The organism is Brachybacterium sp. Z12 (genome assembly GCF_014400405.1).
Classification (GTDB): Bacteria; Actinomycetota; Actinomycetes; order Actinomycetales; family Dermabacteraceae; genus Brachybacterium.
Genome location: NZ_CP060496.1, coordinates 1,857,018 through 1,878,988, shown reverse-complemented (window position 1 = coordinate 1,878,988; position 21,971 = coordinate 1,857,018). Strand labels below are relative to the sequence as shown.

The following is a 21,971-nucleotide window of genomic DNA, read 5'->3' as shown; positions in this document are numbered from 1 at the left end:
CGGCTCAGCCCACCCGGTCCACGATGACGAGCCGATCCCCTTCGAGCTCGATCTGCAGTCCGCCGAGCCCTGCGCCCACCGCATCGACCACCTCGTCCGGCGTGGCCGGTGCCGAGTCCAGCGAGAGCAGCACCTGTGCGACCAGCCCGCGGTATCGCTTCGCGTCGTGGGAGATGACCTTCCGTGTTCCATCCCGCTCCTGCACCGGCGCCACCTCGAGCACGCGCACACCCTCACCTCTGCGCATCGGCATCATCGAGCGGTAGGCCCCCGAACGGCAGTCGATGACGACCGGGGAAGGGGCCGTCTGCGTGTTCGGCGCGCAGTTTCTCGGCCAGCGGTCGCAGCTGGCGCCCCCACCAGGAGCCCGCCTTCCCCAGCTGCGCGAGCGAGGAGCTCGCGGAGAGGCGGTAGGCGGGGATCCGGTCTTGTGTGACGTCGACCAGGCCGAACAGGGCGCTCTGGACCAGCATCTGACGATCCTGCGCGGGGACACCCCCTTCTCGAGCTGATCGAAGAGCACCCCGGAGTAGACCTCCAGGGGAGCGGCGACGGGCTCCTGCGCGAGGTGCAGCATGCGACCCACCAGCTCCGGTGCCGAGGCGGGCACGCCGAGCCGCTTCCCGGCGTCGGGGCCGGCGGCGGTGTGCTGTGCGGCGCGCAGCATCTCCTCCCGCGCGTCCCGAAGACAGGGCAGGGACATCACCGCCAGATCGAGCGTCTCGGCACCGACCTCCGAAGGGCGCGTCTTCGTCTCCGAGGGCGGCAGCAGGATCAGCATCCCCCATTCTGGGCCGCCGGCGCTGTACGGCCCGACAGGGGCCGGGGAGACCTTCCGCACGTCATCTCCCTCGCCCTGCAGGCACCCTCAGGCGGGCCGTAGGATGGCCTCGGACCAGTCGGCCGGGCAGTCGCGTCCTCGGAGCTCCGGCTCCGCGGCCGAGGAAAGTCCGGGCTCCATCCGGCACGGTGGTGGGTAACACCCACCCGGAGCGATCCGCGGGACAGTGCCACAGAGAGAAAACCGCCGCCCGCACCCCTTGGGGCACGGGCGGTAAGGGTGAAAGGGTGGTGTAAGAGACCACCGCGGTCTCGGTGACGAGGCCGGCACGGTAAACCCCACCGGGAGCAAGGTCAGACAGAGGGCATTCGAGGGCGCCGGCCCGAGTCCTCGGGTAGACCGCTGGAGGTCGTCGGCAACGGCGATCGTAGAGGGATGGCTGCCGATCACAGAACCCGGCTTACAGGCCGGCTGGTCCACTTCCGCGGGCCCCGCCCCGGGGGGCGGGACCCGCGCGGCGACGCTCAGCTCTTCGAGGCGTCCTTCGCCTTCTTCTTCTCCGTCGTCTTCGCGACCTTCTTCGCGGCCTTCCGCAGAGACTTCGTCTCCAGCTGCGCGAGCGCGGCGGCGCCGACGATCCCCGCTTCGTTGCGCAGCTCGGCCGGCACGATCTCTGTCTTCAGGTCCAGCAGCGGCAGGAACTTCTGGTGCTTCTTGGACACGCCGCCGCCGACGATGATCCGGGTGGGGCTGAACAGGAACTCGACGTGCGAGAAGTACTCCTGGAGGCGCGCACCCCAGGTCTCCCAGTCCAGGTCCTCCTTCTCGCGGATGGAGCTGGCCATGTAGCGCTCGGCGGAGTCGCCGTGCAGCAGCAGGTGGCCGAGCTCGGTGTTGGGCACCAGCTTCCCGTCCACGAACATCGCGCTGCCCACCCCGGTGCCCAGCGTGATCACCATGACCACGCCCGGGGCCCCCTGGCCCGCACCGAACTCCATCTCCGCGATCCCGGCGGCATCCGCGTCGTTGACCACGAACACGTCGTGCCCGGTGCGCTCTGTCAGCAGAGCGTCCACATCGGTGCCGATCCAGGACTTGTCCACGTTCGCGGCGGTCTGGGCGACGCCGGCCTTGATCACTGCGGGGAAGGTGACGCCCACGGGCATGCCGTCCTCGATGTCGAAGGAGGCGATCAGCTCGGCGACCTTGTCCGCCACCGCGTCAGGGGTGGAGGGCTGGGGAGTGTCGATCCGCACGCGTTCCGCGGTGAGCTCGCCGGTGCTCAGATCGACCGGGGCCCCCTTGATGCCGCTGCCGCCGATGTCGATCCCGAAGGCTTTCTTGCTCATCGTGTCTCCTGGTTGCCGTGGACGGGGCGGGACGTCGCGCCCTGCAGAGTGCGGGCACCGGGTGTGGCGATGCTCACGGCGGCCAGAATACCCGGCGAGCCGGTGGCGGCGGCGCGGGGTCCGCGGAGCCTCAGACCACGGTCAGCAGCTCGGGGCCCTCCCCGGTGATCACCATGGTGTGCTCGAACTGCGCGGTGAAGGAGCGGTCCTTGGTCACGATCGTCCAGCCGTCGTCCCACTGCTCCCACGCCTGGGAACCGATCGTCACCATCGGCTCGATCGTGAAGGTCATGCCCTCCTCGATCACGTCGTCGAACATCGGTGCGGAGTCGTAGTGGGGGATGATCAGGCCGTTGTGGAAGCCTTCGGCGACGCCGTGGCCGGTGTAGTCCTGCACCGACTCGTAGCCGTGCCGTGCCACGAACTTCTCGATCACGCGGCCGATCACGTTCACCTCACGCCCGGGCCTGGCGACCTTGATGCCGCGCATCATCGTCTCGTGCGCGACCGTCACGAGCTCCTGCGCCCGGGGATGGACATCGCCGACCAGGAAGGTCGCGTTGCAGTCGCCGTGGACGCCGTGGATGAACGCGGTGACATCCACGTTGAGGATGTCGCCGGACTGCATCACGGTCGAGTCCGGGATGCCGTGGCAGATGACCTCGTTCAGGCTCGTGCAGCAGGACTTCTCGAAGCCCAGGTAGCCGAGGGTCGAGGGGTAGGCGCCGTGCTCGATGAGCACGTCATGGACGACGGCGTCGACCTGGTCGGTGGTCACCCCGGGCCGCGCGGCCTCGCCGGCGGCCTGCAGGGCGAGTGCTGCGATCCGCGACGCCTCGCGCACCCGCTCGATCACCTCCGGAGTCTGCACGAAGGGACCGCTGTCCGAGACCGCTTCGTCCTTGCCGACGTACTCGGGGCGCTCGATGCGTGCCGGCACGCTGCGGCGGGGGCCGATGATGCCGGGCACCAGCAGCTCGCGGCCTTCTGGACGGGTCCATTCCTGCTCTACAGTCATGTCCACCAGTCTCTCACCGACTTCGAAGGAGCCCGACGTGAGCGAGGGCACGCAGTTCTACTACAACCTCAGCACCGGCAACGTGGAGCAGGGCCGTCAGTCGCCTGGCTCGGAGCTGATGGGTCCGTACAGCACCCGGCAGGAGGCGGAGCAGGCGCTGAAGACGGCCGCGAGCCGCAACGAGAGATGGGAGCAGGACGACGACGCCTGGGACGACTACGGCGAGTCGTCCGGGGAGGCGAAGGGACCGCGCTGATCCCGAGCGGTCACTCGAAGGAGTGCTCGGCGCCCGGGTAGCTGCGTTCGCGCACCTCGGTGCGGTACTGCTGCGCGGCCTGCTCCAGCTGGCCGCGCAGATCCGCGAACGCCTTCACGAAGCGGCCGTGGAATCCCGAGAGCCCGGCCATGTCCTGCCAGACGAGCACCTGGCCGTCGCAGTCAGGTCCCGCGCCGATGCCGATCGTGGGCACGCCGACCTTCTCGGTGACGCGCGCGGCGACCGCAGCGGGCACCAGCTCGAGCACGATCGCCGAAGCGCCCGCCTCCTCGAGCGCGAGCGCGTCGGCCAGGAGCTTCTCCGCGCCCGCATCGTCACGCCCCTGCACCCGGTGGCCGGACAGCGAGTTCACCGATTGCGGGGTGAAACCGAGGTGGCCGAACACCGGGATACCGGCATCGACCAGCGCCCGCACCTGCGGCGCGATCTCGGCCCCGCCCTCGAGCTTGACCACCTCCGCGCCGGCGCGGACCAGCTCGACGCCGTGACGCAGCGCGTCCACCGGACCGGTCTCATAGGTGCCGAAGGCGAGATCAGCGACCACCAACGGGCGGCGCACGCTGCGCGCCACCGCCCCGGTGAAGGTGAGCATGTCCTGATGGGTGGTGGCGGTGGTGGAGGCGTGGCCGAGCACGGTGCTCCCCACCGAGTCGCCCACCAGCAGCACCTCGATCCCCGCGGCCTCGAAGACCTGCGCGGAGAACTGGTCATAGGAGGTGAGCATCGCGAAGGGCTGCCCCTGCGACTTCGCCTGCTGCAGATGACGCAGACGGATCTTCGCCGGGCCGGCGGGGACTCAGTGCTCACGGGGCGCTCCTGTGCGGTGAACGGGAGGATGATCCTCACCAGCCTAGCGCCGTCCGCGCCCGCCCCGGCCCGACGGCCGGTGCCGGAATGTGTCACCCTGGTGCCGGTCGACCAGGAGGAGAGCGCGACGTGACTTCGAGGACCTGCGGCATCATGCGCCGTGCCGCTGTGGGCGCTGGCGCCTTCGCGCTCGCGCTGGGCGCTGTGGCCTGCACCGGTGGCGACGACGAGCAGTCCGAGACACCGGAGAGCACTCCGACGGCCACGGACTCCCCAGCAGAGGGCTCGGAGGCGACGCCGTCGGCGAGCGACGGCGGCGGGGCGCGGGACGCCGGCCCGTTCTCCGACGAGGAGCTCGAGGACGCCTCGGCACGATTCGTCGACGGCCTGCACCTGCTCGATGACCAGGACTGGGAGGCCGCCTGCGGCCTCGTGCTGGATCCGAGCACCGGGACGGCCCCCGAGGGGGAGCGCCTCCAGGAGTGCGCCGATGGTGTGGAGCCTGCGGTCGCCGCCTACGCCGACGTGCTGGAACCCGGCATGTTCGATGCCATCGAACCGTCCATGGTCGAGGCCACGGACAACGGTGACGGCACCGTCTCGCTCAGCATCGCGGACCAGCCGGTGGACATCCCGATGGTCCAGGGCGACGACGACGAGTGGTACTTCTCCATCCCGTTCTGACTGCGCTAGCCCGTGCCTCCTGCCCGCGGGGATGGGGAGTTCTCCCCAGCGACGGCGACGCCGTCCCGTGCCATCCTGGGCGCAGCCGGCATCCGCGCCGACTGTGAGAGGGAGGACGAGGACATGACGTCGATCATGCGCAGAACAGTTCGAGGAGCCGCGGCGGGTCTGGGGGCCCTCGCGATCGTTGCCGGCACAGCGGCCTGCGGTGGACTGCTCGGTGGAGACGCTGAGGAGGACAGCCCCTCCGTCGAGGAGCAGGACCCTGCCCAGGACGAGGGTGATGACGGCGCCGATGAGGAAGCCGACCCCGCGGAGACCGAGGAGGGGTCGGCCGAGAGCGACGGCGCGGGAACGGACGATGCCGACGCGGGCGAAGACACGGAAGCGGGCGACGACGCGGAAACCGGCGACGACGCTGACAATGATGACGCTGGTGGCGGAGAGACCCTCGGCGAGGAAGACCTCACCAAGGCCGGTGACCGCTTCTACGCCTTCTTCGAAGCGATCGGGAACGAGGATCCTGAAGCTGCCTGCAGCCTCGTCATCGACTATGAGACAGGCGAGCCGACCACCGGAGCCGGGCTGGAGAAGTGCATGGCGTCCTTCGAGGAGGAGTTCGGTGCGGACTTCGATCCCTCGATGATGGATATCCTCCAGCGCGAGATGATCGAGGCCTCGGACAGCGGTGACGGAAGCGCCGAGATCTCGGTGATGGGCGAGAGCACCGAGATGTCGATGCAGAAGGCCGACGACGGCGAGTGGTACATCGTGGCGGACACCGGCTTCTGAGCCCACGCCACCGCAGCAACGGCGCCCCGGCATCCAGCACTCGGATGCCGGGGCGCCGTGTATCCGGCGCCTGCCGCTCCTGAGGCACACTGGGCGCATGGGACATCTCCACGACGACGTCATCCGCACCGTCTCGGATCAGGACGTGCGCTTCATCCGGCTGTGGTTCTGCGATATCGCGGGGACGCTGAAGTCGATCGCGATCTCTCCCTCCGACTTGGAGATCGCCTTCACCGAGGGCATCGGGATCGACGGCTCCACGATCGAGGGGCTGACCCGCAGCTACGAGTCCGACATGATCCTGCGTCCCGACCCCGGGACCTTCGAGCTGCTGGCCTGGCGGGGCGAGACCAACGCGACCGGCCGGATGATGTGCGACGTGCTCACCCCCGATGGTGAGCCGGCCGCCTCGGATCCGCGCCGCGTGCTGCGGGAGGCGCTGGGCCGCGCCGAGGAGAAGGGGCTGGAGTTCTTCACCCACCCCGAGATCGAGTTCTATCTCTTCGAAGAGCCGTACAGGCAGGGTGAGCCGCTGCGCCCGATCGACAACGCCGGCTACTTCGACCACGTCCATCGCGGGCAGGGCCAGGACTTCCGCCGCAACGCCATCCAGCACCTGGAGGCGATGAACATCCAAGTCGAGTTCTCCCACCACGAGAACGGTCCCGGCCAGAACGAGATCGATCTGCGCTACGCGGACGCACTGACCACCGCGGACAACATCGTCACCCTCCGTACCGTCGTCAAGGAGGTCGCCCTGTCGATGGGGCAGGTCGCCACCTTCATGCCCAAGCCGATGATCGACCAGCCCGGCTCCGGCATGCACACCCACCTATCCCTCTTCCAGGGTGGGAAGAACGCGTTCCACGCGCCGGGCGCCGAGTACGGGCTGTCCAAGATGGGCCGCCAGTTCATCGCCGGGCTGCTGCGCCACGCCCCGGAGTACAGCGCGGTGACCAACCAATGGGTCAACTCCTACAAGCGGCTGTGGGGTGCGCAGGAAGCGCCGAGCTACGTGTGCTGGGGCCACAACAACCGCTCCGCCCTGGTGCGGGTGCCGTTCCACAAGCCCACCAAGGGCACCAGCTCGCGCGTCGAGTTCCGCGGGCTGGACTCCTCGGCCAACCCGTACCTCGCATTCTCGGTGCTGCTGGCCGCAGGGATGGCTGGCATCGAGGGTGAGTACGAGCTGCCGGAGGGTGCGGAGGACGCCGTCTGGGAGCTCACCGAACGGGAGCGCCGGGCGATGGGCATCGAGCCCCTCCCCTCTGATCTGTTCCGTGCGCTGGAGGTCTTCGAGAGCTCCGAGCTGATGGCGAGCACCCTCGGCGAGCAGGTCTTCGAGTTCTTCCTGCGCGACAAGCGACAGGAGTGGCAGCGCTATCGCGAGCAGGTGACCGACCACGAGCTGCGCTCGACCTTCAGCCGGGTCTGAGGGGGCCGCCCGTGAGCACCGAGCCGCCCACCACCACCGGAGCCCTCGCACGCCTGGGCTTCAGCCGCACCGACAGGGTCCAGCGCTTCCTGTCCGAGCCCGTGCTGTCCCGGCTGGGGCAGGACGCCGCCCGGGCCCTCGGGCGCACCGCCGACGGCGACGACGCGGTGCTGGGCCTGCTCCGCCTCGCCGAGGCCGCGCAGGAGGCCGGCCGGAAACGGCTGATGGATGAGTTCCTCGACGACATCGGGGCAGGTGGTGCTGCCGGCCGGCGCCTGATCCGGCTGCTGGGCACCTCGGTCGCGCTGGGCGACTTCCTGACCCGCCACCCCGAACGGCTCGAATTGCTGCGCGACGGCGATGACGAGCTCACGATGCCCGCGAGCGCGGTCCGCACGATGATGCTCGAGGCCGTCGGCGCAGACCCTGAGGCCGAGGTCCCCGTCGCCGCGGAGAGCGATCGTGAGATCCGGGATGCGCTGCGGATCTCCTACCACGGCCGCCTCACGCAGATCGCCGCCGCGGACGTCTGCGCCGCCGACCCCGCCCAGCTCCAGCCGCGGGTCTCGGTCGCGATCAGCGACCTGGCCGACGCAGCGCTCGAGGCGGCCGCCGCGATCTCCCGCGCCGCCGTCGACGGCGCCGAGAAGGTGCGGTGGGCGGTGATCGCCCTGGGCAAGACCGGGGCCCGCGAGCTCAACTACATCTCCGACGTCGACGTGATGCACGTGGTCGCCCCCGCCGGCGACGACCACGGCGAGGGCGAGCTCCCGCCGGAGGTCGAGGAGGACGTGATCACGATCGGTGCGGCGCTGGCCCGAGAGCTCGCGCGAGCCTGCTCCGAGCGCACCGGTGAGGGATCGTTGTGGCAGGTCGATGCCAACCTCCGCCCCGAGGGCCAGGACGGCCCCCTGGTGCGGACCATCGCCTCCTACCGGCGCTACTACACCGAATGGGCGAAGTCCTGGGAGTTCCAGGCGCTGCTGAAGGCCCGCGCCGCAGCCGGGGACCGCGCACTGGGGCTCGACTTCGAGCAGATGGTCGAGCCGTGGGTGTGGCAGGCCTCCACCCGGGAGGGCTTCGTCGAGGACACCCGCGCGATGCGCCGCCGGGTGGTCGCCCACATCCCCCGCGCCGAGGTCGAACGGAACATCAAGCTCGGCCCGGGCGGGCTGAGGGACGTGGAGTTCACCGTCCAGCTCCTGCAGATGGTCCACGGCCGTGCCGATGAGGTGCTGCAGGGCCGCTCGACCCTCGACTCGCTCGCCCGGCTCGGCGAGGGCGGGTACATCTCACGGGATCACGTGGCGGAGATGGACGAGGCCTACCGCTTCCTGCGCTGCGTCGAGCACCGTCTGCAGCTCCACCGCCTGCGACGGACCCAGGTGCTGCCCACCGCGGCCTCCGATCTGCGCCGGCTCTCGCGTGCCCTGGGGCTGTCGACCGACGAGTTCCACCAGAAGTACCACCGCACCCGGCGCCGGGTGCGGAAGCTGCATGAGGAGATCTTCTACCGCCCGCTGCTGCTGACCGCCTCCCAGCTCAGCGATGGGCAGATCATGCTCAGCGAAGAGGATGCCGCGGCGAGGCTGGCCGCGATCGGCTACCGGGACCCCGCCCGGGCCCGCGGGCACATCTCCGCCCTCACCGAGGGCATCTCCCGGCGCGCCAAGATCCAGCGCCAGCTGCTGCCGGCGATGCTCGAATGGTTCGCCGACGGGGTGGACCCGGATCTGGGGCTGCTGGCCTTCCGGCGCCTGTCGGACACGATCGGCTCCGCGCACTGGTACCTGGGACTGCTCCGCGACTCCGGTCTCGCCGCCAAGCGCCTGACCCGGGTGCTGGCGGCCGGGCGCTACGTCGGCGAGCAGCTCGAGCGGATCCCTGAGGGGGTGCGGTGGCTCGCCCGTGATGAGCAGCTGCGGCCGCTGTCCCGCGATGTGCTGGGGCGGGAGTTCCTCGCGGTCATCTCCCGCGTCGATGATGCCGAGGTGGCGCGCGACGTTCTGCGCCGCACCCGCAACCGCGAGCTGCTGCGCATCGGCCTGGCGCATCTCACCGCGGTCGCCACGCCGCAGCAGGTGGCGCGGGCGCTCACGGACCTCGCCGAGGCCGTGCTCGAGGCCGGGATGCTGGTCGCCCTCCATGTGGTCGCCCGCGACCGCGATGCGGTGGGTGACGACGCGGAGACCCTCGACAGCGTCACCGAGGTGGACGTCGACACGGCGCGCCGGCTGCGGGAGAAGCGTTCCGATCCCGCACGGGCGCTCGGCATCGAGATGGCGATCATCGCACTGGGCAGCTTCGGCGCCGGCGAGATGGGCTACGCCTCCGACGCCGATGTCCAGTTCGTCGTCATCGACAAGGGTGCGGGCGGGGCTGCTGTGGAGATCGCCGGCGCTGTGGCGACCCAGCTCCAGCGCATCCTCAACGCCCCCACCGCACGCTCCGATATGCGGGTGAACGCCGATCTTCGCCCCGAGGGCAAGGTGGGCCCGCTCGCCCGCAGCCTCGACTCGTGGAGCGACTACTACCGGCGCGACGCCGAGACCTGGGAGAAGCAGGCCCTGCTGCGGGCACGCCCGGTCGTCGCCTCCGAAGCCGTCGCCCAGCGACTGCGCGAGGAGATGGATCGGCATCGCTTTCCGGAGGGCGGCCTGGACCCGTCGGCCCAGCGCGAGATCGTCCGGATGAAGGCGCGGGTGGAGTCCGAGCGGCTGCCCCGCAACGCCGACCCCTTCCGGCACGTCAAGCTCGGGCGCGGTGGCATGACGGACGTGGAATGGTGCGCGCAGGTCCTCGCCCTCGAGCACGGTCACGAGATCGAGGGGCTGCGCACGCCCTGCACGCTGGACCAGCTCACCGCGGCTGCGGACGCAGAGCTGCTCAGCGCCCGTGATGCCGAGGAGCTGCGCGAGGCCTGGGCGCTGGCCTGGCAGGTCCGTCGCTGTCTGTTCCTGTGGAAGGGGCGGGAGGGTGATGTGCTGCCCACCGATCGCCACGATCTGCGGGCGCTCGCCCTGCTGATAGACGGCGAGGACGGCTCCGCCTCCGAGCTCGAGGAGCGCTACCTGCGCCTGACCCGCCGCGCCCGGACGATCGCCGAGCGCATCATCTTCGGTGAGGAGGACTGAATGCCACGATGTGATCCGGGGAGAGCTGCGGCGCGTCCAGACCAGTGCTCGCCCCCGCCCAGCCGGTCGCGGCGTACCGTGGTCGTCGTCCGTCATCCCCGTCGCCCCGGCGACGCCCGTGCCATCCCGAGGATTCATGACCACGCCCTCCCTCAGCGCTGATACCCCGCGCGGCCGCATGTACCGTCTCGAGCCGGACGGTCCGCTCATGTACCCGTCGATCACCACCGTCGCCGGTGCACGGGCGAAGGACTTCCTGCAGGGCTGGTACGCGACGATGGCCTCCAAGCGGGCGCTGGACATGTACGCCTGGCTGGACCGCAACCCGCAGCGGGCCCCGCGGGAGATCTCACGCGTGACCCGTGACCGCTGGGGCGCCCAGAAGCGCATCGCCGCGGCAGCGCCGGAGTACACCCGCTCCGCGGCGGACTTCGGCACCCTGGTGCACACCGCCTGCGAGGACTGGGGCACCAGCGGCACCCGGCCGGACGCCGCACGGATCGGCGAGATCATCGAGCAGATGCGCGCCGCCCAGGGCTGCTTCTCTGCCGAGAAGGACGCCCAGGCCCTGATCGCCCGCGCCGATGTGCGGCTGGACGGCTACGGCCGCTTCCTGGACGACTACCAGCCCGAGTTCCTCGAGATCGAGCAGACCGTCGTGAACCACACCGTGGGCTACGCCGGCACCACCGACGCGATCGTGAGGATCGGCAACACCGTGCTCAGCGCGGATATCAAGACCTCGAAGAAGGTGCGCGGGGACTACGCCCTGCAGGGCGTCGCCGTGTGCCGCGCCGAACTGCTGCTCGACGACGACGGCACCACCCGCGAGATGCCCGAGCTGACCGGCGCCTTCGTCATCCACCTGCCCGAGGCCGGCGGATATCAGGCGGTGCCGCTGCGCACCGGGGACGCCGAGTTCGAGGTGTTCCGCTCCTTGCGCGCCGCCTGGTCCTTCGAGCCGGACGAGTGTGCGCTCGAAGCGGCCTCCGGGCCCAAGGACCTGCTGCTGTCGCTCCTGCGCAGCAAGGGTGGGATCGACACTCTGGGCTGACCCCTGACGGCGGGCCTGGCTCGCCAGCGCCTGCATTGCCAGCCAGAACCCCTTGCCCTGCGTTGAACACGTGTATAGCCTATTGAACACCCGTTCAGCCGTAGTGCGAGGGAGCCCCATGGACATCACCCCACCCGCAGAGGAGCGCATCCTCCAGGCCGCGCTGCGCCGCTTCGCGGTGGACGGGCTGGGCGCACCCCTGCGCGCCGTCGCCCAGGATGCCGGGGTCAGCGCGGGCCTGATCATCCACCATTACGGATCCCGCGCTCAGCTGCTGGAAGCCTGCGACCAGCGCGCTCTCGAGGTCACCCGCGACAGCAAGCAGGAGGTGTTCTCCGGCGGCGCGGGCGTGATGCTCGCGCAGCTCGCGGAGGCCGAGCGCTACGCCCCGGTGGTCGGATACGTGCTGCGCCGACTGCAGGACGGCGGCCCACTCGCGATCCAGCTCGTCGAGGATTTCGCCGCCCACGCCGTGGAGTACTTCGCGCAGGGGGAGGAGGCCGGGGTGATCAACCCCAGCAGGGATCCCGTGGCCCGCGCCCGGGTGCTCACCGAGATGGCGCTGGGGGCGCTCCTGCTCCAGCTTCCCGCCCAGCGCGACCAGCTCGACCTCGAGGAGCTCCCCGCCTGGCTGCGCGGCTACACCGATGCGCTCCTGGTCCCGCTCCTCGAGCTCTACACAGTCCCCCTGCTGACCGACAGTTCCATGCTCGACGCCTACCTCGCCGCCCGCCCCGACGCCGATCGCACCACTCCGACGACCGATGGGAAGACGCCATGAAACGCAACGACACCCCAGCGCACGATCCGACCACTGCCACCGCCACCGACGCAGCCGTGGTGGTCCGTGACCTCACCAAGGTCTTCGGCTCCACCCGTGCTCTCGACGGATTCAGCCTGACCGTGCCCCGTGGGCAGGTCACCGGTTTCCTCGGCCCCAACGGCGCCGGGAAGTCGACCACCATCCGCGTCCTGCTCGGACTGCTGAGGGGCTCCTCCGGCAGTGCTGAGGTGCTCGGGAAGGATCCCTGGCGGGAAGCGGTGGATATCCATCAGCGCCTCGCCTACGTCCCCGGGGACACGAACCTCTGGCCGAACCTCACCGGGGAGAGGCGATCGACGTGCTCACGCGCGGGGAGAAGGGCGCGGCGCACCGCCGCCGACGCGGGGAGCTCATCGACCGCTTCGAGCTCGACCCCACCAAGCGCTCGCGCACCTACTCCAAGGGCAACCGGCAGAAGGTGTCTCTGGTCGCCGCGCTCTCCCGCGACGTGGACCTCTACATCATGGATGAGCCGACTTCAGGGCTGGATCCGCTGATGGAGGCGATCTTCACCGAGGAGGTCGCGCGTTTGCGCGCCGACGGGCGCACGGTGCTGCTGTCCAGCCATATCCTCGCCGAGGTCGAGAAGCTCTGCGACACGGTGACCATCATCCGCGCCGGCAGGGACGTCGAATCCGGCACCCTGGATCAGCTGCGCCACCTCACTCGTTCCACCGTCGCGGCGACCACCACCGCCGACCCCACCGGTCTGGCCACGATGGACGGCGTGCATGATCTCGTCGCCGAGCACGGACGGCTCCACTTCGACATCGACGACGGCGCCATGCACGACGTGCTCCCCGTGCTGACCCGCATGGAGGTCACCGCGCTGACGATCACGCCTCCCTCCCTGGAGGACCTGTTTCTGCGCCACTACGGGGACGACCTCTCCGCACAGGCCGCAGCAGCTGAGGGGTCCTCATGAACGCCCCCGCGGCGCACCGCCCCGCAGCTGCTGCGCCGCAGTCCCACCGGCGGGACGTCGCACCGGCGTCGGCCCTGACCGGCCTGGGCTCCCTGGTGCGGCTCTACGGACGGATCTCGCGCCGCCAGATCATCATCTGGACGCTCGCGATGCTCGCCCTCGTGCCCGCCTCGATCCTCGCGATGGAGGAGGCCTATCCCGATCAGGGCGCCCTCGATGCCCGGGCGATGCTGCTGGATAACCCTTCGGCCGTGATGATGACCGGCCCTTACTTCGCGGAGGACAGCTACACCTTCTGGGCGATGGTCGCCAACGAGCTGCTGCTGTACGTGCTCATCGCGGGAGCGATCATGAGCGTGCTGCTGGCCGTCCGCCATACGAGGGCGGAGGAGCAGTCCGGCCGGCTGGAGATGATCCGGGCGCTGCCCACGGGCCGGCTCGCACCTCCGCTGGCGGCCCTGGTGATCGTCACGCTGGCGAACCTCGCCGTGGGCGCCGCCGTTGCCGCGGGTGCGCTGATGAGCGGCGGCCCGGTCACCGACTCGCTCGCGCTGGGGCTCGCGACCGCGCTGACCGGACTCGTCTTCGCCGCGATCGCCATGGTCACCGCGCAGATCACCGAGAACGCGGGGACCGCCAGCGGAATGGCCCTTGGGTTCCTCGCGATCGCGTTCATGGTGCGGGGCATCGGCGACGTGATGGACCGTCAGGGCTCATGGCTGTCCTGGTTCTCGCCGCTGGCCTGGGCGCAGCAGACCCGGGTCTACGTCGATCTGCGCTGGTGGCCGCTGCTGGTCTCGCTCACGGCGATCGTGGTGCTGCTCGTGCTCGCCGCCGCGCTGTCGAGGCGACGTGACGTGGGCGCCGGCCTGCGCGCGGCACGTAACGGCACCCCCACGGCCTCCTCCGCTCTCCTCGCCCCGGGAGGACTGACCCGCCGCCTGGTCACCCCCGGCATGCTCGCCTGGGGCATCGGCCTGTTCCTGTTCGCGATTGCCTTCGGCTCCCTCGCCTCCTCGCTGACGGATTTCGTGGAGCAGATGCCGGCGATCGGGGAGTGGGCGCCGATCACCGCGGAGGACCTCACCGGCTCCTTCGCCGCCTTCGTGCTGACCATGCTGACCATCGGGCCCGTGGCGCTCATCGTCTCCGGGGTGCTGCGGATGCGCACCGAGGAGCTCGAGGGCCGGCTCGCCGGCCTGCTGCTGGCCGGCACCTCCCGAACCCTGCTCGCCCTGCTCTGGTACCTGGTGGTGCTGGTGGAGGTCGCCGTGATGCAGGTGCTGCTCGGCCTCGGCGTGGGCCTCGGCGTCTGGCAGGCGACCGAGGACTGGGCCTGGATCGGCGAGATGACCGCGGCCTCCCTCGCCTATCTGCCGGCGATCGCCCTGTGCGGCGCGCTCGCCCTGGCACTGTTCGGGCTGCGGCTGCGCGCCACCGGCCTGGCCTGGCTGCTGGTGATCTGGGCTGCCCTGGTCACCTTCCTCGGCGACCTGCTCGGCCTGCCCCAGTGGGCGCGGGACGTCTCGCCCCTCGAGCACGTCTCGCTCGTCCCCTCAGAGGACCTCGAGTTCGCGCCGCTCGCGCTGATGGGCGGGGAGCCGTAGTGCTCGTGGTGGCCGGTCTGCTGCTCCTGCGCCGCCGGGATCTGGTGGCGGGGTAGGCCCGCGGCGTAGAAGACCCCGCCGGACGGAGGCGGCTCATGCCTTTGCAGGACCCGGATCCTGCACCTTCGCAGGAGGCGGCCGAGGAGCACCGGGAGCACACTGCTGGCATGACCTCCTCCGTGTCCCTGCCAGTGGCTCGACCGATGCTGCCGGTGATCGCGCTCGTCACGATGCTGATCGCACTGGGTCTGCCGCCGAGCGTTGCGGTACCGCCAGACCTCGACGACACGGGCGACGGGTCCCAGGAACTGCAGCAGGAGATCGACGTCCTGTTGGAGGAGCACGTCGGGGTCACCACCCCGGGAGCGATGGTGACCGTCGTCGGCCCCAAGGGAGCCCTCCTCACCGAGACCGGCGGATGGGCTGATCCGCTCTCCCGCACGCCTCTCACCCCGGCATCGCGCACCCCCGTCGCGTCGGTCTCCAAGGTGGTCACCTCCCTGACCGCGCTGCGCCTGCACGACGAAGGTCTGCTGGACCTCGACGCCGACGTGCGCGACCAGGTGGCGGTGACGGACCGACGCGACCCCGCGGTGGCCGGGCCCGTCACAGGACGGCATCTGCTGACCCATCACTCGGGGCTCAGCGAACCGCTGCTGGTCCACCCGGCCCTGCCGGACCCGCCGCCCACCGACCTGCAGGGGCTGCTGGAGCAGAACCCGCCGGTGCTGACCCATCCCGCCGACGCGGGCCTGCACTATTCACCGCTGCAGGCCCACACCATGCTGGGCGCGATGATCGAGGAGGCCACCAACACTTCGTTCGAGCAGGCCACCACGGACTGGGTGCTGGAGCCTGTCGGCGCCGACACCGCCGGCTTCGAGGGGGCGACCGCCACCGGCGACGTGGCGCTGATGGCCAAGGACGGTGAGCAGTGGGTCGCGTCTCCCTGGCCGGCCGTGCCCGAGACGCCGGCGGCGATGCTCACCTGGTCGCTGCAGGATGCCTCCGCACTGCTGACCGCCCTGGTCGCCGAGAACAGCCCGCTTCCGGACCCGGTGGTCGAACAGGCCACCACGGTCGCGGTGCGTCCCGCGCACGGGGGAGGCGGACACACTCAGGTGTTCTTCGAGAACTGGCGCTCAGGGGTGCCGGTGCTCGAGCACGCCGGTGCCAACGGGCTGGCCTGGCTCGCCCTCATCCCTGAGGCCGAGATCGGCGTGTTCGTGGCCGTCACCACCGAGGATCCTCAGGCCGCCGAATTCACCACCGCCGTGCTCGACACCCTCGCGGACTGGACCGCCAGGAGCCGCCGCGCCGAGCGCGAACCGATGCCGCGCGACGGGATGGCCACGATCACCCCTCCCTGGGCCGAACCGCTCGCCCCGGCCGATCCCGTCGGCACCCACCAGGAGCGCCTGTTCGCAGGGCGGGGACCAGAGCTGCTGCTGCGCACCGTCACGGGACAGATCACCGTCACGCGCGATGGGGATGACGTGCTCCTGGGCGAACGGAGGCTGACGCCCTCGCAGACGCCCGGACGCTGGTGCGACAGGCAGGGGTGCCTCGCCGCGGTCACCACGGAGGACGGGGAGTGACCGTGCTGCGCAGCAATCGGGCCATGCTGCAGCAGACCATGACCCCGGCGCCCTGGTGGGCTGATCAGAGATTCGTGCTCGTCGCTGTCCTCGGGACTCTTCTGACCGCCGTGGTCGTCCTCTGCGGCGCAGTACGAGCATGGTGGCATCGCCGCCGAGGCGTGGAGCCGCCCCCGGCGGTGTCCAGCGTGTTCGCCGCCGCCTGGGTGCTGGCGAGCCTCGCCCTGGTGGGAGCGACAGTGCTGCTGCCGCTGTCGGTCCTGACCGCCCCGACCGTCGGCTGGATCCGTGCCGAGGGCCCGGCAATCTGGGGCCTGCGCGTGCTCACCCTGATCCAGCTGCTGCTCGGTGCGGCATGGACCCTGCGAGCCGTGTCCCGCTGGCAGCGGCTGGGCCCGTGGCAACGGGCGCTGGTGCCACCGGCGCTGGCGCTCGGCGCAGCGATGTCCGTTGTGCTGGTCAGCTGGGCGCTGCCACTGCTCTGATCAGCCGGCTCCCGGCTTCGAGGCTCAGAACGGCCCGATGCGCACCACGGCACCCTCGAGATCCATGTCCCAGGGGATCTGGCAGGTCAGCCGCGAGGTGGGCTCGCGCTCCGACTCGGTGAGGCTGTCCAGCACATCGGCCTCGTCCTCGTCGATCTCGCCGGCGGTCTCGAAGGAGACCTCGTCGAGGAAGGAGTGGCAGGTGGAACATGACGCGTTGCCGCCGCAGATCGCGAGGATCGGGAAGCTGTTGCGGACGAGGCACTCCATGAGGGACTCGCCGTCCTCCCACTCCACGCCCGGGGTCTTGACGCCTTCGCGGTCGATGACTGTGATCTCGATGCTGCTCATACCCCTATTCCATACCCTCCGAGCCGTTGGGGCCAATCGCGTCCGCCCAGGGCCGCCATTCCGGGTGGAACAGGCCCGATGAACCGGGCGCGCAGCGATGGCACCGGTCAGGGGTGTTCAGGACCCGTCACGATAGGCCTTCGCCGCTGCCTGGAAGTACTCCATGAGCCCCTGGCGCTGCTCCTCGCTCAGATCGGTGACCACCTGCGCGATGGGATCGCGGACCTGCGCCAGACGGTCCATGACCGCAGCAGGCAGGTGGCCGGTGTGGGCCACCATCACGCGGCGCCGATCTGCCTCGTCCGGGTTGCGCTCGGCGATGCCTGCGGTGATCAGACGGTCGATGACCCGGGTGGTGGCACTGGGGAGAGCCCGAGCCGCTGTGAGAGCTGACCGGAGGTGAGCGGACCGTCGAGGTCCAGGATGCTGCTGGCCTGATAGTCCGTGGGGTGGAGACCGCCGGCCTCCGCCGCGGCGAGATGGAACTGGGTGACCGCCGAGAGGTAGTACCGGTACTCGCGATCGAGGTTGTGGCCGCGCTGGGCGGGGTCGGGGTTCATGGTCCCTCCGGGGTCTCGGTGGCCCTCAAAGGGTACCTCTTGCGCAATAGTTGCATGCCAGCAATGATTGCATGGCGGCAATCATAGTCCATGAGGCGCTCACCGAACGGAGACACCATGACGAATCTCGAGGCCCCCAGCGTGTACGCGACGAAGACCCCATACATCCCGACCCGGCGGCCGACGGTGGTGCCGGGGCCCGCACGGAGGAGCTCGGGTCCGCAGCAGGACCGCGCGGGGCCCTCCGCGGGCGACGCCGACTGCTGACCGCCGCCGGCGCTGTCGTCGGGCTCCTCGCCCTGGTGGGAGCCGGTGGGTACGCCTGGCTCTCGACGTCGAGCACTGTGCAGGCCACCGGGGTCGAGAACTGCCTGCAGGTGCCCACCAGCAGTCAGCTCTCCGCCGGCGAGGAGTCGGCCGCCAGGGAGTCGATCTGCGGCACCCTCGATGCTCTGTCCACGGCCTGGGCCGGGCAGGATGCAGAAGCCTATGGGGCCGAGTTCACCGAGGACGCTACCTACACCACCTTTGCGGGCACTTATTACAGCGGACGCGAGGACATCGTGGGCTCCCACGCCGCCCTGTTCGACGACGTGCTGGCCGACACGCAGCTCGCCGACCGCTTCCTTGAGCTGCGGATGCTCACCTCCGAGGTGGCCGTCCTGACCACCAGGGGCGACAACTACGAAGGTGAGGACCCGGGCGAGCTGACCAAGGTGCAGACCTATAGCCTCGTGCGCGAGGGCGAGCAGTGGAAGGTCGCCTCCTTCCAGAACACCCAGCGCCAACCGGTCATGGAGCAGATCCAGTACCTCTGGATGCCCGGCACCCGGCCCGCGGCAGAGCGCACCGACGGCTGAGGGTCGCTGCCTGTGAAGGGGGACCGGGCGCTTCTACGGCACGGCTCAGCGATGACCACGCTGGACGTTCACGCGCACCTCTGGCCGGACATGGAAGACGCCGTGCGGTCCGCCATCCAGAAGGTTCTGGCGGACCGCACGGCGATGTGAGGACATTCTGAGGACACGCGGTCGGTGAACTAGCAGGTCACCAGGGCGTACGACTCAGATGTCGTAGTACAGCTGATAGAGCCTGTGACCTGCGGTTATGTGTATTCGTGCATCTACCGTGCAATAGCGTCTTGGGTGAGCGAGAGCGGCTCGAGCAGCGCACGAACTCCCTCTGCCGCTGGTGCTTTCATCGTCTGTGAGTCTATCGGCGCTCACGTAGACTCCGAGCATGGCTTGGGACTGGACGCGCGATGAAGTGATCCTCGCTTGTGATCTCGTGAGCCGGAACGAGTGGCGTGAGCTCAACCGGAAGTCACCGGCGCTCGAAGAAATGTCGGACCTGTTGAGGGCCGCGGACATCCACCCCAGGGCAGGGAGACCGGACAACTTCCGGTCTTTGGGCAGCGTGCGCAGGAAGGTCGCAGACATCGCTTCCCAGCACCCGTCGTACACCGGGAAGCCGACTCGCGGTGGATCCCACGACAAGCCGGTGCTCCTGGAGTTCATCGCCAACACTTCGCAGATGCAGGCTGAGGCTGCGCGCATCCGAGAGGGACTCATCCGTGGTGGCAGGTTGCTTCCGATCGAGCTCGACGTCGATCATGCGGTGCTCGAAGCCGATGAGGGCCGGGAACTCTTCGTGCAGCACTTGCGACGCGAGCGGGACCGTGCGCTGAGGGCGTCGAAACTCTCAGCTGTGCGCGCAGAGGGGCGCCCCATCGCGTGCGAGGTCTGCGGGTTCGACTTCGCGGCCACCTACGGCGCACTGGGCGAGGGGTACATCGAGGTACATCATCGTCTTCCGCTCCATGCGTCGGGGCCCGTCAAGACCCGGCTGGAGGACCTGGCGCTGCTCTGCTCCAACTGCCACCGGATGATCCATCGGGCGCGGCCCTGGCTACGTCCAGAGGAGCTCGCCAAGGTGATGTCCTCTGCGCACCATCCCTAGGCTCCGCAGGCACCCTCAGAGGCCCTTCCACCACCTCCGAGAGGCCTTCCAATGAAGGGGGTCGTAGGCCTCCTTCGTGCGCAGCAACGCCTTGAGGCTCGGGTACTCGTGCGCTGCAGAGCTGCGTAGAGCCGCCAAGTAGCGGGGGTCAGTAGCCTGCGCTCGGATCGACCTCTCCTAGAAGCCCCAGGTGTCGTTGGTGACCCGTTCCTCGCCTCGCAGGTCGATCTCGTCTTCACAGAGCTGTAGGTACTGGTGGATCACCAGACGGTCCTCCTTGCGAGGCTTCCCACCACGCTCGAACTCGCCGGAGCGGCGATCCATGAGCGCCCAGTACCGCTCCACGTAGAGCGCCTCAAAGTCACGATGCATCTGCCGCGTCTGAGCCACGATCTGCGTCGCGGCGAAGACGATCGACAGCATCGTCAACGCCGAGATGATCAGACCAGCGATGTCGACCCAAGTCACCTCGCTCACGGGGCTCCGCCCTGATCGGGGGATGGCGGTACTGACGGTGCTCCTGGGGCGGGCACCACGTCCCCCTCGGCCGTCACTCTGAGCAGCCCTGCATCGAGCGCAGTGTGGTGGTTGGCGCAGAGGATGCGGATGTTGTCGGTGCTCGCTGCACCACCCTTGCTGTCCGGGATGACATGGGCTGCCTCGAGGACCTGCTCGACGTCCAGCCCGCAATACATGCACCTGGCGCCGTAGCGGCGCAGCGCTGCCTCGCGGAGGGGAGCTTGATGCAGCCGGTGCTTGGTGACACGCTCGATATAGCGACGCTCGAACTCGACGTCCTCGTCCTTGACGGGTTCTGACTCTTCCTCCACGGGAGCGCCGCTGGTGCCGAGGAGGGACCCCAGGTAGGGGTTGTGCCAGTCAGCTCGCCGGGAGGTCGCCCTTGCCTCGCTCGTGGCTGTGAGAGCGTCCAGGAACTCCGGATCATCCAGTGCCGCGATCAGGTCATCTAGAGTCGCACCGTGCACGCCTGTGTCGCCATTGTCCGCGGTACTGAGCCACATGTGCTCCGACTCAGGCAGCTGTGTGGCGAGGTCGGCGGGGAAGCGAGCTCCCCACTCTGTGACCAGTCCGCTGGCCGACTCGAACCACACGTAGAAGAGCTCAATGCCACCACCGGAGATCGTGGCGAAGCGCTGATGATCTGTCGGACCGGCCCAGCTTGGCATCGCGGAGACGCCCCAGCCCTCCGACCGATCAAGACCCGCGGCAGTGAGGTACGCACGCAGCATGGCAAGGGCTGTCGGAGCGTCAGGCATCGACAGCGCGTAGGAGAACGACTCGAGCGACCGTGTACCGCCGCGCCTGCCTCTCTTGAACCTCCACGGCGACCGCTCGATGCCGAGGTCCGCAATCAGATCCCTCTCGCGGCGGATCAGCTCCGAGGAGTCCGGCTGAGCCGCGTCGAGGACCTCGGTGACTAGCTCGGTCACGCCCACAGGCGCTCGCCTCCGTCCCTGCGGCGCCCCGTTGAGCCCTGCGTCTAGTAGGCGCTCGAGCGAGAGCTCTCCTCGGAGGGCTGGCGGCACAGTGTGCAGAAGCGAGAGCCTCATCCACGTCCGCTTTAGACGCTCCTCGAACGCTGCAGCGTCGATCCAGAACTCGCGGTCGTCGAGCATGTCGTCGCTTTCGATGCCCGTCTGGACGACTTCGCAGACGTGGGTGATCGTTTGGACCGGCTTCACCTGATACAGGAACACACGATCCCCGTCGTGGATGTGAGCGCTGGACGTCTCGCTCCAGTCCACGACAGTGCGCTCAGAGAACGCGCGGTTGACATCGAACTTCGCCCCATCCGAGGCGATGAGCCAGTCCGTCATGATGCTGTTCCCTCGCTGCCGAGCGCAGGCAGGCCCTCCGTGATCTCCACCGTCCGCACTGACACCGTGACGACCTTCTGGATCAGGTCGAGGATGTAGCGGGGATTGCCATGCTCCAGGCCCCACCGGTTCGGGTCATTGACGATCCCGGAGGCCTTGTCGGTGGTGACCTGGTACTGCCGGATGATCCACTCGATCGCGCTGCGGGAGCCGAGCTGGTAGCGGTAGGCCTTTTCCGGGATACCTGTGACGGTGAGGTTGGGGTTCAAGATGAGTGTGTCGGGGGCGTCGGCGGCTCGCTTCCCGGCGGGGAAGCGGATCTTCTCGACGCGGTAGTACTCCTCTTCGCCGCCCATCGGCGGCTGCTCGCCATCCTTGACCGTCAGCGGGTAGGGCTCGGCATCCTCGTAGTCGGCATGCAGGGCGAATAGCTCCCGGCCGGCCGACGTGAACACCCCGAATGACTCAGCAGGGACGTTCGGGATTCGGGGAGC

The 21,971-nt window shown here is 69.4% G+C and carries 21 protein-coding genes, 1 other RNA gene and 2 pseudogenes; 14 read left to right on the top strand and 10 right to left on the bottom strand.

Going from position 1 to position 21,971, the window contains the following annotated elements:
* Window positions 1–4: 4 nt before the first annotated feature.
* Window positions 5–841, bottom strand: a complete 837-nt coding sequence (locus H3H54_RS09925; protein WP_262423773.1) for a peroxide stress protein YaaA — start codon at window positions 839–841, stop codon at window positions 5–7.
* A 54-nt stretch (window positions 842–895) separates the two neighbouring features.
* Here H3H54_RS09925 and rnpB point away from each other — a divergent pair.
* Window positions 896–1,260, top strand: an RNA gene (rnpB, locus tag H3H54_RS09920) — RNase P RNA component class A.
* A 45-nt stretch (window positions 1,261–1,305) separates the two neighbouring features.
* On the opposite strand, the gene ppgK is transcribed toward rnpB, so the two are convergent.
* The gene (gene ppgK, locus H3H54_RS09915; protein WP_262423772.1) at window positions 1,306–2,130 is read right to left on the bottom strand and encodes a polyphosphate--glucose phosphotransferase; all 825 of its coding nucleotides are present in this window, start codon (window positions 2,128–2,130) and stop codon (window positions 1,306–1,308) included.
* A gap of 130 nt (window positions 2,131–2,260) precedes the next feature.
* Entirely contained in the window at window positions 2,261–3,148 is an 888-nt protein-coding gene (gene map, locus H3H54_RS09910; protein ID WP_262423771.1) for a type I methionyl aminopeptidase, read from the bottom strand.
* Window positions 3,149–3,185: 37 nt separating this feature from the next.
* Between map and H3H54_RS09905 the strand changes: the two genes are divergently transcribed.
* Window positions 3,186–3,404: an SPOR domain-containing protein gene (locus H3H54_RS09905; protein WP_262423770.1), complete on the top strand. Its 219-nt coding sequence runs from the start codon at window positions 3,186–3,188 to the stop codon at window positions 3,402–3,404.
* 10 nt (window positions 3,405–3,414) lie between these two features.
* On the opposite strand, the gene panB is transcribed toward H3H54_RS09905, so the two are convergent.
* Window positions 3,415–4,149, bottom strand: a complete 735-nt coding sequence (gene panB, locus H3H54_RS09900; protein ID WP_395962575.1) for a 3-methyl-2-oxobutanoate hydroxymethyltransferase — start codon at window positions 4,147–4,149, stop codon at window positions 3,415–3,417.
* A 212-nt stretch (window positions 4,150–4,361) separates the two neighbouring features.
* Here panB and H3H54_RS09895 point away from each other — a divergent pair, with 212 nt between their 5' ends.
* The 10 genes and pseudogenes from H3H54_RS09895 to H3H54_RS09850 all read left to right on the top strand — a co-directional run bounded on the left by H3H54_RS09895 (window position 4,362) and on the right by H3H54_RS09850 (window position 16,769).
* Window positions 4,362–4,916, top strand: coding sequence for an ELYS family protein (locus H3H54_RS09895; protein ID WP_262423769.1), 555 nt, complete (start codon window positions 4,362–4,364; stop codon window positions 4,914–4,916).
* 123 nt (window positions 4,917–5,039) lie between these two features.
* Window positions 5,040–5,708: a hypothetical protein gene (locus tag H3H54_RS09890; RefSeq protein WP_262423768.1), complete on the top strand. Its 669-nt coding sequence runs from the start codon at window positions 5,040–5,042 to the stop codon at window positions 5,706–5,708.
* A gap of 97 nt (window positions 5,709–5,805) precedes the next feature.
* Window positions 5,806–7,143: a glutamine synthetase family protein gene (locus H3H54_RS09885; protein ID WP_262423767.1), complete on the top strand. Its 1,338-nt coding sequence runs from the start codon at window positions 5,806–5,808 to the stop codon at window positions 7,141–7,143.
* An 11-nt stretch (window positions 7,144–7,154) separates the two neighbouring features.
* Window positions 7,155–10,277: a bifunctional [glutamine synthetase] adenylyltransferase/[glutamine synthetase]-adenylyl-L-tyrosine phosphorylase gene (locus H3H54_RS09880; protein ID WP_262423766.1), complete on the top strand. Its 3,123-nt coding sequence runs from the start codon at window positions 7,155–7,157 to the stop codon at window positions 10,275–10,277.
* A gap of 136 nt (window positions 10,278–10,413) precedes the next feature.
* The gene (locus H3H54_RS09875; protein WP_262423765.1) at window positions 10,414–11,331 is read left to right on the top strand and encodes a PD-(D/E)XK nuclease family protein; all 918 of its coding nucleotides are present in this window, start codon (window positions 10,414–10,416) and stop codon (window positions 11,329–11,331) included.
* Window positions 11,332–11,449: 118 nt separating this feature from the next.
* Window positions 11,450–12,112 carry a TetR/AcrR family transcriptional regulator gene (locus tag H3H54_RS09870; protein ID WP_262423764.1) on the top strand — a complete coding sequence of 221 codons (663 nt, stop codon included), beginning with the start codon at window positions 11,450–11,452 and terminating at the stop codon, window positions 12,110–12,112.
* A pseudogene (locus tag H3H54_RS09865) lies at window positions 12,109–13,079 on the top strand (ATP-binding cassette domain-containing protein). Before H3H54_RS09870 ends, H3H54_RS09865 begins: the two are co-directional and overlap by 4 nt.
* Complete coding sequence (locus tag H3H54_RS09860) at window positions 13,076–14,686, top strand: ABC transporter permease (RefSeq protein ID WP_262423763.1); 1,611 nt, start codon at window positions 13,076–13,078, stop codon at window positions 14,684–14,686. The pseudogene H3H54_RS09865 and the gene H3H54_RS09860 overlap by 4 nt, the downstream one beginning before the upstream one ends.
* 167 nt (window positions 14,687–14,853) lie before the next feature.
* On the top strand, window positions 14,854–16,284 hold the full coding sequence (locus H3H54_RS09855) for a serine hydrolase (RefSeq protein WP_262423762.1): 1,431 nt from the start codon (window positions 14,854–14,856) through the stop codon (window positions 16,282–16,284).
* A complete protein-coding gene (locus tag H3H54_RS09850) occupies window positions 16,281–16,769 on the top strand; it encodes a hypothetical protein (protein ID WP_262423761.1) in 489 nt (162 codons plus the stop codon). Before H3H54_RS09855 ends, H3H54_RS09850 begins: the two co-directional genes overlap by 4 nt.
* Window positions 16,770–16,793: 24 nt before the next feature.
* On the opposite strand, the gene H3H54_RS09845 is transcribed toward H3H54_RS09850, so the two are convergent.
* From H3H54_RS09845 to H3H54_RS09835, 3 genes are all read right to left on the bottom strand, one after another.
* Window positions 16,794–17,120: a 2Fe-2S iron-sulfur cluster-binding protein gene (locus tag H3H54_RS09845; RefSeq protein WP_262423760.1), complete on the bottom strand. Its 327-nt coding sequence runs from the start codon at window positions 17,118–17,120 to the stop codon at window positions 16,794–16,796.
* A 117-nt stretch (window positions 17,121–17,237) separates the two neighbouring features.
* Window positions 17,238–17,399 (bottom strand): hypothetical protein, encoded by a 162-nt coding sequence (locus H3H54_RS09840; RefSeq protein ID WP_262423759.1) that lies wholly within the window; start codon window positions 17,397–17,399, stop codon window positions 17,238–17,240.
* A 53-nt stretch (window positions 17,400–17,452) separates the two neighbouring features.
* A complete protein-coding gene (locus H3H54_RS09835; protein ID WP_262423758.1) occupies window positions 17,453–17,680 on the bottom strand; it encodes a hypothetical protein in 228 nt (75 codons plus the stop codon).
* Window positions 17,681–17,751: 71 nt separating this feature from the next.
* On the opposite strand from H3H54_RS09835, the gene H3H54_RS09830 reads away from it, so the two are divergent.
* Both H3H54_RS09830 and H3H54_RS09825 read left to right on the top strand, forming a co-directional pair.
* The gene (locus H3H54_RS09830; RefSeq protein WP_262423757.1) at window positions 17,752–18,540 is read left to right on the top strand and encodes an SgcJ/EcaC family oxidoreductase; all 789 of its coding nucleotides are present in this window, start codon (window positions 17,752–17,754) and stop codon (window positions 18,538–18,540) included.
* Window positions 18,541–18,919: 379 nt separating this feature from the next.
* On the top strand, window positions 18,920–19,639 hold the full coding sequence (locus tag H3H54_RS09825; RefSeq protein ID WP_262423756.1) for an HNH endonuclease: 720 nt from the start codon (window positions 18,920–18,922) through the stop codon (window positions 19,637–19,639).
* A 177-nt stretch (window positions 19,640–19,816) separates the two neighbouring features.
* On the opposite strand, the gene H3H54_RS09820 is transcribed toward H3H54_RS09825, so the two are convergent.
* From H3H54_RS09820 to H3H54_RS09810, 3 genes and pseudogenes are all read right to left on the bottom strand, one after another.
* Window positions 19,817–20,116 (bottom strand): hypothetical protein, encoded by a 300-nt coding sequence (locus tag H3H54_RS09820; RefSeq protein ID WP_262423755.1) that lies wholly within the window; start codon window positions 20,114–20,116, stop codon window positions 19,817–19,819.
* The gene (locus H3H54_RS09815; RefSeq protein WP_262423754.1) at window positions 20,113–21,477 is read right to left on the bottom strand and encodes an HNH endonuclease; all 1,365 of its coding nucleotides are present in this window, start codon (window positions 21,475–21,477) and stop codon (window positions 20,113–20,115) included. Before H3H54_RS09815 ends, H3H54_RS09820 begins: the two co-directional genes overlap by 4 nt.
* Window positions 21,474–21,965 (bottom strand): annotated as a pseudogene (locus H3H54_RS09810) (type ISP restriction/modification enzyme); the annotation flags it as partial. The pseudogene H3H54_RS09810 and the gene H3H54_RS09815, both read right to left, overlap by 4 nt.
* Between the last annotated feature and the right edge of the window lie 6 nt (window positions 21,966–21,971).